Annotated in this window: 8 protein-coding genes and 1 pseudogene; 6 read left to right on the top strand and 3 right to left on the bottom strand. The window is 67.0% G+C overall.

The features are described from left to right. Window positions 1–7: 7 nt before the first annotated feature. Window positions 8–373, top strand: a pseudogene (locus tag ACCC94_RS19740) (response regulator); the annotation flags it as partial. 30 nt (window positions 374–403) lie between these two features. On the opposite strand, the gene ACCC94_RS19735 reads toward ACCC94_RS19740, so the two are convergent. Then, the gene (locus ACCC94_RS19735) at window positions 404–2893 is read right to left on the bottom strand and encodes an ATP-binding protein (RefSeq protein ID WP_413351221.1); all 2490 of its coding nucleotides are present in this window, start codon (window positions 2891–2893) and stop codon (window positions 404–406) included. A 331-nt stretch (window positions 2894–3224) separates the two neighbouring features. Between ACCC94_RS19735 and ACCC94_RS19730 the strand changes: the two genes are divergently transcribed. From ACCC94_RS19730 to putA, 5 genes are all read left to right on the top strand, one after another. Beyond that, a complete protein-coding gene (locus ACCC94_RS19730) occupies window positions 3225–6701 on the top strand; it encodes a response regulator (protein ID WP_413351219.1) in 3477 nt (1158 codons plus the stop codon). Window position 6702: 1 nt separating this feature from the next. Further along, a complete protein-coding gene (locus ACCC94_RS19725; RefSeq protein WP_413351217.1) occupies window positions 6703–7521 on the top strand; it encodes a CheR family methyltransferase in 819 nt (272 codons plus the stop codon). Beyond that, complete coding sequence (locus ACCC94_RS19720) at window positions 7518–8117, top strand: chemotaxis protein CheB (RefSeq protein ID WP_413351215.1); 600 nt, start codon at window positions 7518–7520, stop codon at window positions 8115–8117. Before ACCC94_RS19725 ends, ACCC94_RS19720 begins: the two co-directional genes overlap by 4 nt. After that, window positions 8107–9270: an ATP-binding protein gene (locus tag ACCC94_RS19715; protein ID WP_413351214.1), complete on the top strand. Its 1164-nt coding sequence runs from the start codon at window positions 8107–8109 to the stop codon at window positions 9268–9270. The genes ACCC94_RS19720 and ACCC94_RS19715 overlap by 11 nt, the downstream gene beginning before the upstream one ends. Window positions 9271–9944: 674 nt before the next feature. Then, entirely contained in the window at window positions 9945–13883 is a 3939-nt protein-coding gene (gene putA, locus ACCC94_RS19710) for a trifunctional transcriptional regulator/proline dehydrogenase/L-glutamate gamma-semialdehyde dehydrogenase (RefSeq protein WP_413351211.1), read from the top strand. Window positions 13884–14082: 199 nt separating this feature from the next. On the opposite strand, the gene ACCC94_RS19705 is transcribed toward putA, so the two are convergent. Both ACCC94_RS19705 and ACCC94_RS19700 read right to left on the bottom strand, forming a co-directional pair. Continuing rightward, entirely contained in the window at window positions 14083–14928 is an 846-nt protein-coding gene (locus tag ACCC94_RS19705) for an ABC transporter ATP-binding protein (RefSeq protein ID WP_413351210.1), read from the bottom strand. 5 nt (window positions 14929–14933) lie between these two features. After that, the gene (locus ACCC94_RS19700) at window positions 14934–15764 is read right to left on the bottom strand and encodes an ABC transporter permease (RefSeq protein ID WP_413351209.1); all 831 of its coding nucleotides are present in this window, start codon (window positions 15762–15764) and stop codon (window positions 14934–14936) included. Window positions 15765–15780 lie beyond the last annotated feature (16 nt).

The following is a 15780-nucleotide window of genomic DNA, read 5'->3' as shown; positions in this document are numbered from 1 at the left end:
CCGGTGACCGGGCCGGCGCCTGCTGGTGATCGACAACGAGGAGGCCATCCTCGCCAGCATGGCCGCGCTGCTCGGCCAGTGGGGGTGCGAGGTGCTGGTGGCGGCGAACTACGAGCAGGCGCTCAAGGCGCTGGATGGCAAGGCGCCGGAGGTGATTCTCGCCGACTACCACCTCGACCACGGACGCACCGGCTGCGAGGCGGTGCGCGGATTGCGCGAATATTTCCGCCGCGAGCTGCCGGCGGTGATGATCACCGCCGACCGCAGCGACGATTGCCGTCGCGCGCTGCAGCGGCTGGGAATGCCGCTGCTGAACAAGCCGCTCAAGCCGGGCAAGCTGCGCGCGGTGCTGAGCCTGTTGCTGAGCTCCTGAAACCGAGCGCCTGAAGCCGAGGCTGGCGGATCAGGCGCCCTTGCGCCCGAGCATGCCGTTGACCTTGTCGCGCAGGGCATCGATGGAGAACGGCTTGGCGATCATCGACATCCGCGTGGCCAGCTCGCTGCCATCGATATGGACGATCTCGGCGAAACCGGTGGCGAACAGGATCGGCAGCTCCGGCCGGGCTTCGCGCGCGGCGGCGGCCAGTTCCTCGCCATTCATGCCGGGCAGGCCGACGTCGGTGAGCAGCAGGTCGATGGCGGTGTCGCCCTGCAGGATCGGCAGCGCCTCTTCGGCGTCCTCGGCCTGCAGCACCTGGTAGCCGATTTCCTCCAGCACTTCCACGGTGAGCATGCGCACCAGGTCGTTGTCCTCGACGACCAGGACGCACAACTGCTGGTTGGCGGGTTCGGCGGGAGTAACGGGTACCTCGGGAATATCGACCACGGAAGAGCCTCTCGGAAAATAAAGGGTGACGCAGGTGCCCTGGCCGGGCTCGCTGCGCAGGCGGATCTGCCCGCCCGATTGCTTGATGAAGCCATGCACCATCGACAGGCCCAGCCCGCTGTTGGGGCCGATGCCCTTGGTGGTGAAGAACGGATCGAAAACGTGGGAAAGGGTCGACTCGCTCATGCCCTGGCCATTGTCCTGCAGGCTCAGGGCCAGGTAGTCGCCGGCCGGCAGCTCGCTGTCGCCGCCGCCGGCTTCGTGGCGGCGCAGCAGGATGTCCAGGGCACCGCCGCCGGGCATGGCGTCGCGGGCGTTGTCCACCAGGTGCAGCAGGGTCTTGTGCAGTTGGTCGCGGTCGCTTAGCACGCTGCCGGAGGCCGCGGTGGAGAGACTCAGGCGCACACGGGGGCCGGCGCGTTCGACGAGTTCGGGCTGCCAGTCGCGCAGCAGCCGGTCCAGCTCCACCGGGTGCATGGCCAGCGCCTGGCGGCGGGCGAAGGCGAGCAGGTTGTGGGTCAGCTCGGCGGCGCGCTCGGTGGCCTGGGTGGCAGCCTGCAACAGATGGCTCAGCTCCGGCTGCGCCTTGACCGTGGCGCGGCGGGTGATCAGGTCCAGGCTGAAACGAATGCTCGCCAGCAGGTTGTTGAAGTCGTGGGCGATGCCGCCGGTGAGCTGGCCGACGGCTTCCATGCGCTGGGCGTTGAGCAGGGCGGTCTGGGCCTGCTCGAGCAACTCGGCGGCGCGCTTCTGCTCGGTGATGTCGCGGCCGCAGCCGTAGATCAGGCCGTGGTCTTCGCTGGCGTGCCAGGACACCCAGCGGTAGCCGCCATCCGCGTGGCGCATGCGGTTTTCGAAGTGCTGCAGGCGCTCGCCGCGCACCAGCAGGACGCGTGTGTCGAGGCTGGACGAGAGGTCGTCGGGGTGCACCAGCTCTTCGCTGTTGCGCCCGATCAGTTGTTCTTCGCTCCAGCCCAGCAGCGTCTGCCAGGCCGGGTTGACGTTGCGCAGGATGCCCTGGTGGTCGAGCACGCAGAGCAGGTCCTGGCTGAGCGACCAGACCCGGTCGCGCTCCAGGGTGCGCTGGCGCGCCTCTTCCTGCACCGCCTCCTTGATCTGCCGCTCCGCGGCGCGCTGGTTGGCGGCTGCCAGGGCGTGCCCGAGGAGGGCGGCCAGTTCGTTGAAGAAGTTCGCGTAGTGCTCGTCCAGGCGCCGGCGCGGGCTGATGCCGAATACGGCGAGACCGTCGGGATGGCCGTCCAGCGGTGTGGCGTAGGTGCTGTCGAGCGCCTCGGGCCAGGGCGCGAAGGCGCGCACGTGCTGGGTAGCCAGCGGCGACTGGTGGGCCTGCGTCAGGCCATTGAACAGATGCAGCGGGTCGTCGTCGGGGCTCAGCTGCGCGGGGGCGAAGCGGTCGCTCGGGTCGGTGCCGCAGGCGCCGAGCAGCTTGCCGGCCTGGTAGAGGAGGCAGAAGGGCACGTCATGGCTGGCTTCGCCGAGCAGCGCCAGCGCGTCGGCGCAGATCTGCACGCTGTCCTCGGCCTGGCCGATGCGCTCGGCCAGGCGGGTGAGCAGGCGCTGGCGGCGTTGGCCGATGACGTTGCCGGTGGTCTCCACGGCGGTGTTGAACAGGCCGATGGGCTTGCCGTCCAGGCCGAAGATCGGGCTGACGTTATAGGTGAAATAGGCTTCCTCGACGTAGCCGAAGCGCACCATGGGCAACAGGCGGTCTTCCTCGTGGGCGGCGACGCCGGTCTGCAGGATGCCGTTGTACATGGGGTCGAGGATCGACCAGATATCCGACCAGGCCACTCGCGCGGGCTGGCCCAGGCAGGCGGGGTGCTTGTCGCCGGGGATGGCGCTCCAGGCGTCGTTGTACAGCAGGACGAACTCCGGCCCCCAGTAGATGCAGACGGGCAGGCGCGAGTTGAGGCCGACCTCGAGAATTCCGCGCAGGGTCGCCGGCCACTGGTCCATCGGGCCGAGCGGGGTAGCCGCCCAGTCGAGCTGGCGGATCAGCGGTGCCATGGCGCTGCTGCTGTTGAGAAAATCGCCCTGGCTCAGCATGGGTAACCTTGGGTTTCACCCGTCAAACTTGGCATCGAGCAGACCCTGCGTCTGATCCTTCATACAGTGTTGTTCCACATCGAACGTTGGAAAGGTCCGAAGGAAGAAAATTCCACTTTTCTTCGTTTCAGGTCGCGAATAGTTCGAACGTCCCGCAGGACCCACTGTCAATTCGCCAGCTGAGGTGTAGCCTACAATGCTTCGCGTTATTATTTCCTCGGTTTTAAGAACCTTCTTACAGTAACTTCAAATACTTACCTGGCTTCTGCTGCGTTCTCACCGATTCCGGCAGGCCGCGTCCAGGGAAGCTCCAGCATCAGGGATTTTGCAGATGAACCAGAAAGTCATCGCTGACGAAAGCGCCTTCCGCCGCATCCTCGCGCGCAACATGGCGCTGCCGCTGGGCATCTGCCTGCTGGGCGCAGTGCTGTTCATCGGGCTGATCCTCTACATGCTCGATGTGCTGGGCTGGGTCGAGCACACCGACCGTGTGATCTCCAGCGCCAACGAGATGCAGCGCCTGAGCGTCGACCAGGAGAGCGGGCTGCGCGGTTTCCTGATCACCGGCGACGCGCGTTTTCTCGAACCGCTGGAACAGGCGCGGCCGCGCATCAATGCGGGCCTCAAGAGCCTGGCGGACCTGGTGGCGGACAACCCGCCGCAGGTCGAACGGGTGCAGCGCCTGAGCTCGATGCAGGACGAATGGATGACCTTCGCCCAGCAGATGATCGAGCAGCGTCGCACCGGCCAGGACACTTCCGACGCGATCAAGGCCGGGCGCGGCAAGAGCATGATGGATGCGATCCGCGGGCAGTACGGTTCGCTGATCAACACCGAGCAGCAACTGCGCCACGACCGCAACCAGTTCGCTTCCAGCCTGTCGACCGGGGTGGTCGTCCTCTATCTGGTGTTCAGCATCGTGGTGGGCACCTTGCTTGCGTATTTCGGCCGCCGGCAGCTGGTCGGCCTGTCGGATTCCTACGCCGAATCGCTGCGCCGCCAGGTGCTGCACAACGAACACCTGGAGCGGCAGGCCTGGCTCAGCGATGGGCAGACGCGCCTGGGCGAACAGCTGATCGGCCAGCCGTCGCTCGCGGCGCTGGGCCGCAGCCTGATGGATTTTCTCGGCGACTTCGTCGCCTCGCCGGTGGGCGCGCTCTATGTGCGTGACGACCGCGGCGGCCTGCGCCTGGCCGGTACCTTCGGCTTCGCCGCGCAGACCCTGGGCGAGGACTATTTCGCCGCGGACGACAGCCTGATCGCCCAGGCCGCCCGCCAGCGCCGGCTGCGCACCGTGGATGGATTGCCGCCGGACTACCTGAAGGTCAATTCGGCGCTGGGCAACGGCCAGCCGGTGAGCGTCGCGCTGCTGCCGCTGGTCCATGAAGGAGCGGTGGTCGGCATACTGGAACTGGGCTTCCTGCGGGGGCTGGAGGAGCGCGACAAGGCCTTCCTGCAGAGCGTCGCCGAGCCGCTGGGCAGCGCCATCGCCTCTGCGATGCACCGCCAGCGCCTGCAGGACCTGCTGGCGGAAACCCAGCAGCTCAACGAAGAGCTGCAGGTGCAGCAGGAAGAATTGAAGACCGCCAACGAGGAGCTGGAAGAGCAGTCCCGGGTGCTCAAGGAGTCGCAGGCGCATCTCGAGGCGCAGCAGGCGGAGCTCGAGCAGACCAACGAGCGCCTCGCCGAACAGGCCCAGGAACTGGCCGCCCAGCGCGACGACCTGGACGCCAAGAACACCGAGCTGAACCAGGCACGCCTGGAGCTGCAGGGCCGCGCCGACGAACTGCAACGTGCCAGCCGCTACAAGTCCGAGTTCCTCGCCAACATGTCCCACGAGTTGCGCACGCCGCTCAACAGTTCGCTGATCCTCGCGCGCCTGCTGGCCGACAACGAACACGGCAACCTCGACGACGAGCAGGTGAAGTTCGCCGAGTCGATCTACTCCGCTGGCAACGACCTGCTCAACCTGATCAACGATATCCTCGACATCTCCAAGGTCGAGGCCGGCAAGCTGGAAGTGCGCCCGGAGAATGCCAGCGTGCGCCGTCTGGTCGAAGGCCTGGAGGGATTGTTCCGCCCGCAGGCCAGCGACAAGGGTCTGACCTTCGTGGTCAACGTCGCCGACGACGCGCCGGGCATGCTCTACAGCGACCGCCAGCGCGTCGAGCAGATTCTCAAGAATCTGCTGTCCAACGCCTTCAAGTTCACCGATGCCGGAGAAGTCAGCCTGTCTGTCGGCGCCGCGCCCGAGGGCGTGCGCTTCGACGTGCGCGACAGCGGCATCGGTATCGCCGAAGACCAGTTGCAGCGCATCTTCGAAGCCTTCCAGCAGGCCGACGGCGCCACCAATCGCCGCTACGGCGGCACCGGCCTGGGCCTGTCGATCTCCCGCGACCTGGCGCACCTGCTCGGCGGCAGCATCATCGTCAGCAGCCAGCCGGGCAAGGGCAGTGTCTTCAGCCTGCTGTTGCCGCTGAGCTACAACGAGCCCGTCGCGACGGAAGTGGTCAGCGCGCCTGCCGCCATCGTCCCCCGGGTGGTGACTCCGGTGGCGGCACCGGCGGTGCATGCTCCGGTGGCAGCGACCTTCGCCGACGACCGCGAGCAGCTCAACATTGGCCAGCGCTGCGTGCTGGTGGTCGAGGATGAGCCCAAGTTCGCCCGCATCCTCTACGACCTCGCTCGCGAGCTGGGCTACCGCTGCCTGGTGGCGATGGGGGCCGAGGAGGGGCTGCGCCTGGCCGACGAGCACGGCCCCGACGCCATCCTGCTGGACATGCACCTGCCCGACGAGTCCGGCCTCGCCGTGCTGCAGCGCCTGAAGGCCAACCCGCGCACCCGTCACGTGCCGGTGCACGTGGTGTCCGTGGAGGATCGCAGCGAAGCGGCCCTGCACCTGGGCGCCATCGGCTATGCGCTCAAGCCCACCACCCGCGAGCAGCTGCGCGAAGTGTTCGGCAAGCTGGAGGCCAAGCTGACCCAGGAGGTCAAGCGCATCCTGCTGGTGGAGGACGATCCGCTGCAGCGCGACAGCGTCTCGCGCCTGATCGGCGACGACGACATCGAGATCACTGCCGTCGAGCAGGGCGAACAGGCCCTGGAACTGCTGCGCCAGAACATCTATGACTGCATGATCATCGACCTCAAGCTGCCGGACATGCAGGGCAACGAACTGCTGCGGCGCATGGGCGAGGAGGATATCTGCTCCTTCCCGCCGGTGATCGTCTACACCGGGCGCAACCTTACCCGCGACGAGGAAGCCGAACTGCTCAAGTACTCGCGCTCGATCATCATCAAGGGCGCCCGCTCGCCCGAGCGCCTGCTGGACGAAGTGACGCTGTTCCTGCACAAGGTCGAGTCGCAGCTTTCCAGCGAGCGCCAGCGCATGCTGCGCACCTCGCGCAACCGCGACCGCGCCTTCGAGGAGCGGCGCATCCTGCTGGTCGACGACGACGTGCGCAACATCTTCGCCCTCACCAGCGCCCTGGAACACAAGGGCGCCCACGTGGAGGTCGCGCGCAACGGTCGCGAGGCCATCGAGAAGCTCGCCCAGGTCGACGACATCGACCTGGTGCTGATGGACGTGATGATGCCGGAGATGGACGGCTACGAGGCGACACGCCTGATCCGCCAGGATGCGCGCTGGAAGAAGCTGCCGATCCTTGCGGTGACCGCCAAGGCGATGAAGGACGACCATGAGCTGTGCCTGCGCGCCGGCGCCAACGACTACCTGGCCAAGCCCATCGACCTGGATCGCCTGTTCTCCCTGATCCGGGTCTGGCTGCCCAAGCTGGAGCGCATCTGACATGGCCGAACGCAGCCAGGACATCGAGCTGCGCCTCCTGATCGAGGCGATCTACCTGAAGTACAGCTACGACTTCCGGGACTACTCCGGCACCTCGCTCAAGCGCCGCGTGCTGCACGCCATCAACCTGTTCGAGTGCCGCAGCATCTCGGCATTGCAGGAGCGCATCCTGCATGACCCGCATGCCTTCCATGAGCTGCTGCAGTACCTCACCATCTCGGTGAGCGAGATGTTCCGCGATCCCAGCTACTTCCTCGCGCTGCGCCAGGAAGTGGTGCCGCTGCTGCGCACCTACCCGTCGCTGCGCCTGTGGGTCGCCGGCTGCAGTACCGGCGAAGAGGTGCACTCGCTGGCCATCCTGCTGCATGAGGAAGGCCTGCTCGAACGCACGCTGATCTACGCCACCGACATCAATCCGCGCTCGCTGGAACAGGCCCAGCGTGGCATCTACGCGATCGACGACCTGGCCCAGGCCAGCGAGAACTACCGCGCGGCCGGCGGCAAGGCCTCGCTTTCGGATTACTACACGGCGGCCTACGACGGTGCGCTGTTCGACAAGATGCTGCGGGCCAACGTGACCTTCGCCGACCACAGCCTGGCCACCGACAGCGTGTTCTCCGAAACGCACCTGGTGTCCTGCCGCAACGTGCTGATCTACTTCAACCGCCAGTTGCAGAATCGCGCCATCGGCCTGTTCCACGAATCGCTCTGCCACCGTGGCTTCCTCGGCCTTGGCAGCAAGGAAAGCCTGGACTTCACCGAGTTCGCCGGGGAGTTCGAGGTGGTCAACCGCCGCGAACGGGTGTTCCGTAAACGATGAGCGCGCCGCGCAAGATCCAGGCCGTGGTCATCGGCGCCTCCGCGGGCGGCGTGGATGCGCTGTTCCGGCTGTTCGACGGCCTGCCGGCGGATTTCGCGCTGCCGATAGTGGCCGTGCTGCACCTGCCGGAGAACCACGAGAGCCAACTGGTCGACCTGTTCAGCCGGCGCCTGGATATTCCCGTGCAGGAAGCCTGCGACAAGGCGCCGGTGGAAGCGGGCACGCTGTACTTCGCAGCCGCCGGCTACCACCTGTCCATCGAACGCGATCACACCTTCGCCCTGAGCCGCGAGGCGCGGCGCAATTTTTCCCGGCCCTCCATCGACATCCTTTTCGACTCGGCGGCCGATGCCTACCGCGAGGCGCTGGCCGGCATCCTGCTCACCGGCGCCAACCATGACGGCGCGCAGGGCCTGGCGCACATCCATCGCGAGGGTGGCCTGACCATCGTCCAGGATCCCGCCGACGCCGACGTGGCGACCATGCCGGAGGCCGCCATCGCGCTGCACGCCCCGGACCACATTCTTCCCCTGCGCAGGATTCATGCGCTCCTGAGCCGACTGGGCTCTCATCTGGACTCCAACAATGCTAAGTAACCAGGGAAGCAAGCTGCTCATCGTCGACGACCTGCCGGAGAACCTGCTGGCGCTGGAGGCGTTGATCAAGGGCGAGGGACGCGAAGTGTTCAAGGCCTCGTCGGCGGACGAGGCGCTGTCGCTGCTGCTGGATCACGAATTCGCCCTGGCCCTGCTCGACGTGCAGATGCCCGGCATGGATGGCTTCGCCCTGGCCGAGCTGATGCGCGGCACCGAACGCACCCGGAGCATTCCCATCGTCTTCGTCACCGCTGCCGGGCGCGAGCTGAACTATGCGTTCAAGGGCTACGAGAGCGGTGCGGTGGATTTCCTCTACAAGCCGCTGGACAACCATGCGGTGCGTAGCAAGGTGAACGTCTTCGTCGACCTCTACCGCCAGCGCAAGGTGCTGGAGCAGGCGCGCGCCGAGCAGGACGCGCTGCTCGCCGAACTGCGCGAAACCCAGGTGGAGCTGCAGCGCGCGGTGAAGATGCGCGACGACTTCATGTCCATCGTCTCCCACGAACTGCGCACGCCGCTCAACGGCCTGATGCTGGACACCCAGTTGCGACGGTTGCACCTGTCCAGGGGCAAGCTGGAGAACTTCTCCCCCGAGCGCCTCGCCGTGCTGTTCGAGCGTGACGAGCGCCAGCTAGCCGGGCTGACCCGACTGATCGAGGACATGCTGGACGTCTCGCGTATCCGTACCGGCAAGCTGTCGATCCGTCCGGAGCGGGCCAATTTCGCCGACATCGCCCGCCATGTGCTGGGCAACTTCGCGGTGCAGGCGCAGGCGGCCGGCTGCGAGCTGACGCTGAGCGCGCCGGAGCTGGTGGAGGGTGTCTGGGATGCGTACCGCATCGAACAGGTCATCAGCAACCTGGTGAGCAATGCCCTGCGCTACGGACCTGGCAAGCCGGTGGAAGTCAGCGTGGCGGTGAGCGATGGCCAGGCGCAGCTGTGTGTACGTGACCATGGCGAAGGCATCAGCGCGGAGGAGCAGCGCCGCATCTTCCAGCAGTTCGAGCGCGGTGCCGGCGCTACGCGCGTGGCCGGGCTGGGGCTGGGGCTGTTCATCTCCGAACAGATCGTCCAGGCCCATGGCGGGCGCATCGAAGTGCACAGCGAGCCGGGGCAGGGCGCGGAATTCTGTGTTTACCTGCCGCTGGATTGAAGCCTGCTCCTGCGGGCTGGCGCTGTAGTTGTCTTGCAGGAGCGGAGCTTCTCCGCGAATCGCCGGCAGGCGAGGTGCAACTGAATATCCCGGCAACTCCTGCGCTCGCCGCGATGGATTTCGCGGACAAGGTCCGCTCCTGCGGGCTGGCGCTGTAGCTCTCTTGCAGGGGCGGAGCTTCTACGCGAATCGCCGGCAGGCGTTGTGCAACTGAATATCCCGGCAACTCCTGCGCTCGCCGCGATGGATTTCGCGGACAAGGTCCGCTCCTACGGGTTGGTGTCGCTGTTCCCGGCTACGTAGGAGCGGACTCCGTCCGCGATGTCGCATCGATGGCTCCTTTGCAGGACCAACGCGGGGGATGAACCGATCGCGGACAGAGTCCGCTCCTACGCTCAGTCGAACGCCGTAGCGGCGGGTTGCACCTTTTCCAGCCCTGGCACGAACACTGCTTTCTTCCTGTCACCCGGCCGGCCCTTGCGGCTCGCAGCCGGGCGAGCGCCGGGCCGTGCTCCGTTTGGTAGCGCCGTGTGGGGGAAATGTCACCGGTTGCACCGGATTCGCGCGTACGACCAACCGCTTGTTTTTATTGGGTTGCACCTGGTTGCACCTTGCGATTCGGCGGTATAACCTTGCGCCGTTTTCAGGCACACCTTCTAACAACAGGAAGCCCCATGGCCACCACCACCCTTGGCGTGAAGCTCGACGACGCCACCCGCGAGCGCCTCAAGCTGGCTGCCCAGCAACTCGACCGTACCCCGCACTGGCTGATCAAGCAGGCGATCTTCTCCTACCTGGAGCAGGTGGAAGGCGATCTGACCCCGGCCGAGCAGTCCGGCCTGGCCGCGGCGGCGGGCGAGGAATCGCTGGATGCGCTGAACGAACAAGGGTTGCAGGTCTTCCTCGATTTCGCCGAAAGCATCCTGCCGCAGTCGGTGCTGCGTGCGGCCATCACCGCCGCCTACCGCCGCCCGGAGACCGAAGCGCTGCCGATGCTGCTGGACCTCGCCCGCCTGCCGAAAGAGCAGGCCGCCGCGGCGAGCAAGATGGCGCTGGGCATTGCCGAGAAGCTGCGCAACCAGAAGAACGCCGGTGGCCGCCAGGGCCTGGTACAGGGCCTGCTGCAGGAGTTCTCCCTGTCGTCCCAGGAAGGCGTGGCGCTGATGTGCCTGGCCGAGGCGCTGCTGCGCATCCCGGACAAGGCCACCCGTGACGCGCTGATCCGCGACAAGATCAGCAACGGCAACTGGAGCCAGCATCTGGGCCAGAGCCCCTCGATGTTCGTCAACGCCGCCTCCTGGGGCCTGCTGATCACCGGCAAGCTGGTGGCGACCCACACCGAAGCCGGCATGTCCTCGTCGCTCAACCGCATCATCGGCAAGTCCGGCGAGCCGCTGATCCGCAAGGGCGTGGACATGGCCATGCGCCTGATGGGCGAGCAGTTCGTCACCGGCGAGACCATCGCCGAGGCCCTGGCCAACGCGGCCAGCATGGAATCCCGTGGCTTCCGCTACTCCTACGACATGCTCGGCGAAGCCGCGCTGACCGATGAGGACGCCAAGCGCTACCTGGCTTCCTACGAGCAGGCGATCCATGCCATCGGCAAGGCTTCGCACGGCCGTGGCATCTACGAAGGCCCGGGCATCTCGATCAAGCTCTCCGCGCTGCATCCGCGCTACAGCCGCGCCCAGTACGACCGTGTGATGGACGAGCTGTACCCGACCGTGCTCGGCCTGGTGAAGATGGCCCGTGACTACGACATCGGCATCAACATCGACGCCGAGGAAGCCGATCGCCTGGAAATCTCCCTCGACCTGCTCGAGCGCCTGTGCTTCGAGCCGTCGCTGGCCGGCTGGAACGGCATCGGCTTCGTCATCCAGGCCTACCAGAAGCGCTGCCCGTACGTGATCGACTACGTCATCGACCTGGCCAAGCGCAGCCGCCACCGCCTGATGATCCGCCTGGTGAAGGGCGCCTACTGGGACAGCGAGATCAAGCTGGCCCAGGTCAACGGCCTGGAAGGCTATCCGGTCTACACCCGCAAGCCGTACACCGACGTTTCCTACCTGGCCTGTGCGCGCAAGCTGCTGGCCGTGCCGGAATCCATCTACCCGCAGTTCGCCACCCACAACGCCCACTCGCTGTCGGCCATCTACCAGCTGGCCGGGCAGAACTACTACCCCGGCCAGTACGAGTTCCAGTGCCTGCACGGCATGGGCGAGCCGCTGTACGAGCAGGTGGTGGGCAAGGTCGCCGACGGCAAGTTCAACCGGCCGTGCCGCATCTACGCACCGGTGGGCAGTCACGAGACGCTGCTGGCGTACCTGGTGCGCCGCCTGCTGGAAAACGGCGCCAACACCTCCTTCGTCAACCGCATTGCCGACCACAGCATCTCCCTTCAGGACCTGGTGCTGGACCCGGTGCTGCAGGTCGAGCAGATGGCCGCGCAGGAAGGCACCCTGGGCCTGCCGCACCCGCGCATCCCGCTGCCGCGTGACCTCTATGGCGACGCTCGGCTGAACTCCGCCGGCATCGACCTGGCCAACGAGCACCGCCTGGGTTCGCTGTCCTCGGCGCTGCTGTCGAGCACCAACACCGTCTACGTCGCCGAGCCGATGCTGGGCCTGGCCGATGCGGCTCCGGGCGAGCCGCAGCCGGTGCGCAACCCGGCTGACCACCGCGACGTGGTGGGCCATGTGCGTGAAGCCAGCGAAGCCGACGTGAACAACGCCATCCTCGGCGCGCTGTCCAGCGCGCAGATCTGGCAGTCCACCCAGCCGGCCGAGCGCGGCGCCATCCTGCAGCGCGCCGCCGACCTGATGGAAGCCGAGATCCAGTCGCTGATGGGCGTGCTGGTGCGCGAGTCGGGCAAGACCTTCGCCAATGCCATCGCCGAAGTGCGCGAGGCGGTGGACTTCCTGCGTTACTACGGCGCCCAGGCCAGCACCCACTTCGCCAACGACAGCCACCGCCCGCTGGGCCCGGTGGTGTGCATCAGCCCGTGGAACTTCCCGCTGGCGATCTTCAGCGGCCAGGTGGCCGCCGCCCTGGCCGCCGGCAACACCGTGCTGGCCAAGCCCGCCGAGCAGACGCCGCTGATCGCCGCGCAAGCCGTGCGCATCCTGCTGGACGCCGGCGTACCCGCTGGTGCCGTGCAACTGCTGCCGGGCCGTGGTGAAACCGTCGGCGCTCGCCTTGTCGGAGACGAGCGCGTGCGTGGCGTGATGTTCACCGGCTCCACCGAAGTGGCCGGCATCCTCCAGCGCAACATCGCCGGCCGCCTCGACGCCCAGGGCCGCACCATCCCGCTGATCGCCGAAACCGGCGGCCTCAACGCGATGATCGTCGACTCCTCGGCGCTGGCCGAGCAGGTGGTGGTCGACGTGGTCAACTCCGCGTTCGACAGCGCCGGCCAGCGCTGCTCCGCGCTGCGCGTGCTGTGCGTGCAGGAAGACGCCGCCGACCGCGTGGTGCAGATGCTCAAGGGCGCCATGGCGGAATACCGTGTCGGTGCGCCGGAGCGCCTGCACACCGACATCGGCCCGGTGATCGACGAGGAAGCCAAGGGCAACATCGACAAGCACATCCAGACCATGCGCGACAAAGGCCGCAAGGTCTTCCAGAGCGCCCGCGTGGATGCCGAGGAGATCAAGCGCGGCACCTTCGTCGTGCCGACCCTGATCGAGCTGGACAGCTTCAGCGAACTCAAGCGCGAGATCTTCGGCCCGGTGCTGCACGTGGTGCGCTACCAGCGCGCCGAGCTGGACCAGTTGCTGCAGCAGATCAACGAATCCGGCTATGGCCTGACCCTGGGCGTGCATACCCGTATCGACGAGACCATTGCCCAGGTCGTCGGCACCGCCCATGTCGGTAACCTCTACGTCAACCGCAACGTGGTTGGCGCGGTGGTCGGCGTGCAGCCGTTCGGCGGTGAAGGCCTGTCCGGCACCGGTCCGAAAGCCGGCGGCCCGCTGTACCTGTACCGCCTGCTGTCGACCCGTCCGCAGGATGCGGTGGCCAACCAGCTCAAGGGTGACGGCGCCCAGGCGCTGCCGCGTCCGAAGGACGCCCAGCAGGCCCTGGACGCGCTGGCCAGGTGGGCAGGGCAGAAGGACGCCGCCCTGGCGAGCCTGCTCAGCGGCTACGGCGAACTGGCGCAGAGCTTCACCCAGCAGGTACTCACCGGCCCGACCGGCGAGCGCAACACCTACACCCTGCTGCCGCGCGAGCATGTGCTGTGCCTGGCAGAAGACCGCGCCGACCTGCTGGCCCAGCTGGCTGCCGTGTTCAGCGTCGGCAGCCGTCCGCTGGTGGCCGAGTCCAATGCGGCCGTGATCAAGGAACTGCCGAAGGAAGTCGCCCAGCGTATCGAACTGGTCGCCGACTGGACCGCCACCGACAAGGTGTTCGACGCCATCCTCCACCACGGCGATTCCGACCAGCTGCGTGCTGTCTGCGAGCAGGCGAGCCAGCGCAAGGGCGCCATCGTCGGCGTCACCGGGCTGAACCGCGGGGAAACCGACATCCCGCTGGAACGCCTGCTGATCGAACGTGCCCTGAGCGTCAACACCGCCGCTGCCGGCGGCAACGCCAGCCTGATGACCATCGGCTGACGACGGTGCCGCAAGCACCTTACCGGTGCTTGCGGCCAGCTTTACGGCTGCTTCTGCAGTCAACCGGCCTGCCAGCCCCAGGCGGAGCTACCCGCTCCCGGCAGGCCGTTTCCCTCGCGCTTGCTGCGCAATCCGTTCCGGGCGCCTTGTCCGGTACAACGGCGGGGCTATCCGCTCCGCCGATTCCCTTTCCTCCGCTTCAGACCGGCGCTGCGGTGCGGGTCAGCTGCTCCAGCAGTTCCAGGTCGGTGCTCATGCCCGAAGTCTCGCGGATACGCGCGAGGATTTCTTTTTTCAGGGCGATGAATTCGGGGGCCATCTTCATGTCCTGGTTGCGCTCGGCCGGCAGCGGCACCTCGTAGACGCTGTCGATGCGGCCGGGGCGCGGCGCCATCAGCACCACGCGGCCACCCAGGTAGATGGCTTCGTCGACGTCGTGGGTAACGAACAGGATGGTGCTGTTCTCCAGGCGGTGCACGTGGCGGATCAGGTCGTGCATCACCTCGCGGGTCTGTGCGTCCAGCGCGCCGAAGGGCTCGTCCATCAGCAGAATCTGCGGCTTGGGCATCAGCGCGCGGGCGATTGCCACCCGTTGCTGCATGCCGCCGGAAAGCTGGCTGGGATAGGCCTGGGCGAAGGCCGAGAGACCCATCAGGTTGAGCAGCGCATCGGCGCGGCCGCTGGCGACTTCCACGTCGGCATCGCCGCGCACGGTGTCGGACACCACCTTGAGCCGGCGGCAGAACTTGATGTTCTCCATCACCCGCAGCCAGGGGTAGAGGCTGTAGTGCTGGAAGACCATGGCGCGGTCGATGCCGGGGCCGTCCACGGCGCGACCATCGACGAGGATTTCGCCGCCGCTGTGGCGCTCCAGTCCGCCGATGCTGCGCAGCAGGGTGGACTTGCCGCAGCCCGAGGCGCCGACGAAGGTGACGAATTCGTTGGCGCGAATCTCCAGGTTCACATCCTGCAGCGCCTGCACGTGACGGCCCTGGCTGCTGAAGACCTTGTCGACGTGGCAAATGGCGATCTTGTTCTGGCTCATCAGGCTTACCTCTTCATCCACGGGAAGGCGACCCGGCCGAGCCAGCGAAACGCCTGGTCGGTGAGCAGGCCGATGACGCCGATCAGCAGGATGCCGGCGAAGATCTTGTCGGTCTGCATGTAGCGCTGGGCGCGCAGGATGGCGTAGCCCAGGCCCGAGTTGGCGGCCACCAGTTCGGCCACCACCAGGTAGGTCCAGGCCCAGCCGCAGGTGATGCGCAGGGTGTCCAGCAGCGCCGGGCGCGCCGAGGGCAGCACCACCAGGCGGATGATCTCGGCGCGGCTGGCGCCCATGGTCTGCGCCGCCTCGATCTGCGCCATGGGCACGCGGCGCACGTCCTCGGCGACCATCAGCACCATCTGGAAGAAGGTGCCGATGAAGATGATCAGCACCTTGGAGCCTTCGTCGATGCCGACCCAGAGCATCACCAGCGGGATGAAGGCCACCGCCGGCATGTAGCGGATGAAGTCGGTGAGCGGTTCGAGAAAGGCCTGCACCGGGCGGTAGGTTCCGATGTACAGGCCCAGCGGCAGGGCGATCACCGCCGAGGCGAGGAAGCCGGCCATGACCCGGTAGACGCTGATCGCGATGTCGCCCAGCAGGCCTTCGTCGCTCCACCAATGGCCGATGCGCTTGAGCACGGCGTCCGGCCCGGGGAAGAACATCGGGTTGGCCAGGCCGGCGGCGCTGTAGGCCCACCAGAGCAGCAGCGGAAGCAGCAGGCCGGCGGCGGCGAGGGCCCAGATGGCGCTGCGCGGCAGCTCGCCACGGATCACCCACCAGCGCTGGCGGGCGGGTTGCGCCACGGGGCGCGGCAGGGGCTGGTGGGCGGTCATGGCGTCACCTCCTCAT

Origin of the sequence: Pseudomonas sp. Pseusp97, from assembly GCF_047304025.1 — a bacterium.
In the GTDB taxonomy this organism is placed as follows: Bacteria; Pseudomonadota; Gammaproteobacteria; order Pseudomonadales; family Pseudomonadaceae; genus Pseudomonas.
This window is presented reverse-complemented; position numbering and strand designations above follow the sequence as displayed.

What these genes read in the sequence shown, in the direction of transcription:
- ACCC94_RS19735 (WP_413351221.1), bottom strand. Translation starts at nt 2,893, where the DNA reads ATGCTGAGCCAGGGCGATTTTCTCAACAGCAGCAGCGCCATGGCACCG.
- ACCC94_RS19730 (WP_413351219.1), top strand. Translation starts at nt 3,225, where the DNA reads ATGAACCAGAAAGTCATCGCTGACGAAAGCGCCTTCCGCCGCATCCTC.
- ACCC94_RS19725 (WP_413351217.1), top strand. Translation starts at nt 6,703, where the DNA reads ATGGCCGAACGCAGCCAGGACATCGAGCTGCGCCTCCTGATCGAGGCG.
- ACCC94_RS19720 (WP_413351215.1), top strand. Translation starts at nt 7,518, where the DNA reads ATGAGCGCGCCGCGCAAGATCCAGGCCGTGGTCATCGGCGCCTCCGCG.
- ACCC94_RS19715 (WP_413351214.1), top strand. Translation starts at nt 8,107, where the DNA reads ATGCTAAGTAACCAGGGAAGCAAGCTGCTCATCGTCGACGACCTGCCG.
- putA (WP_413351211.1), top strand. Translation starts at nt 9,945, where the DNA reads ATGGCCACCACCACCCTTGGCGTGAAGCTCGACGACGCCACCCGCGAG.
- ACCC94_RS19705 (WP_413351210.1), bottom strand. Translation starts at nt 14,928, where the DNA reads ATGAGCCAGAACAAGATCGCCATTTGCCACGTCGACAAGGTCTTCAGC.
- ACCC94_RS19700 (WP_413351209.1), bottom strand. Translation starts at nt 15,764, where the DNA reads ATGACCGCCCACCAGCCCCTGCCGCGCCCCGTGGCGCAACCCGCCCGC.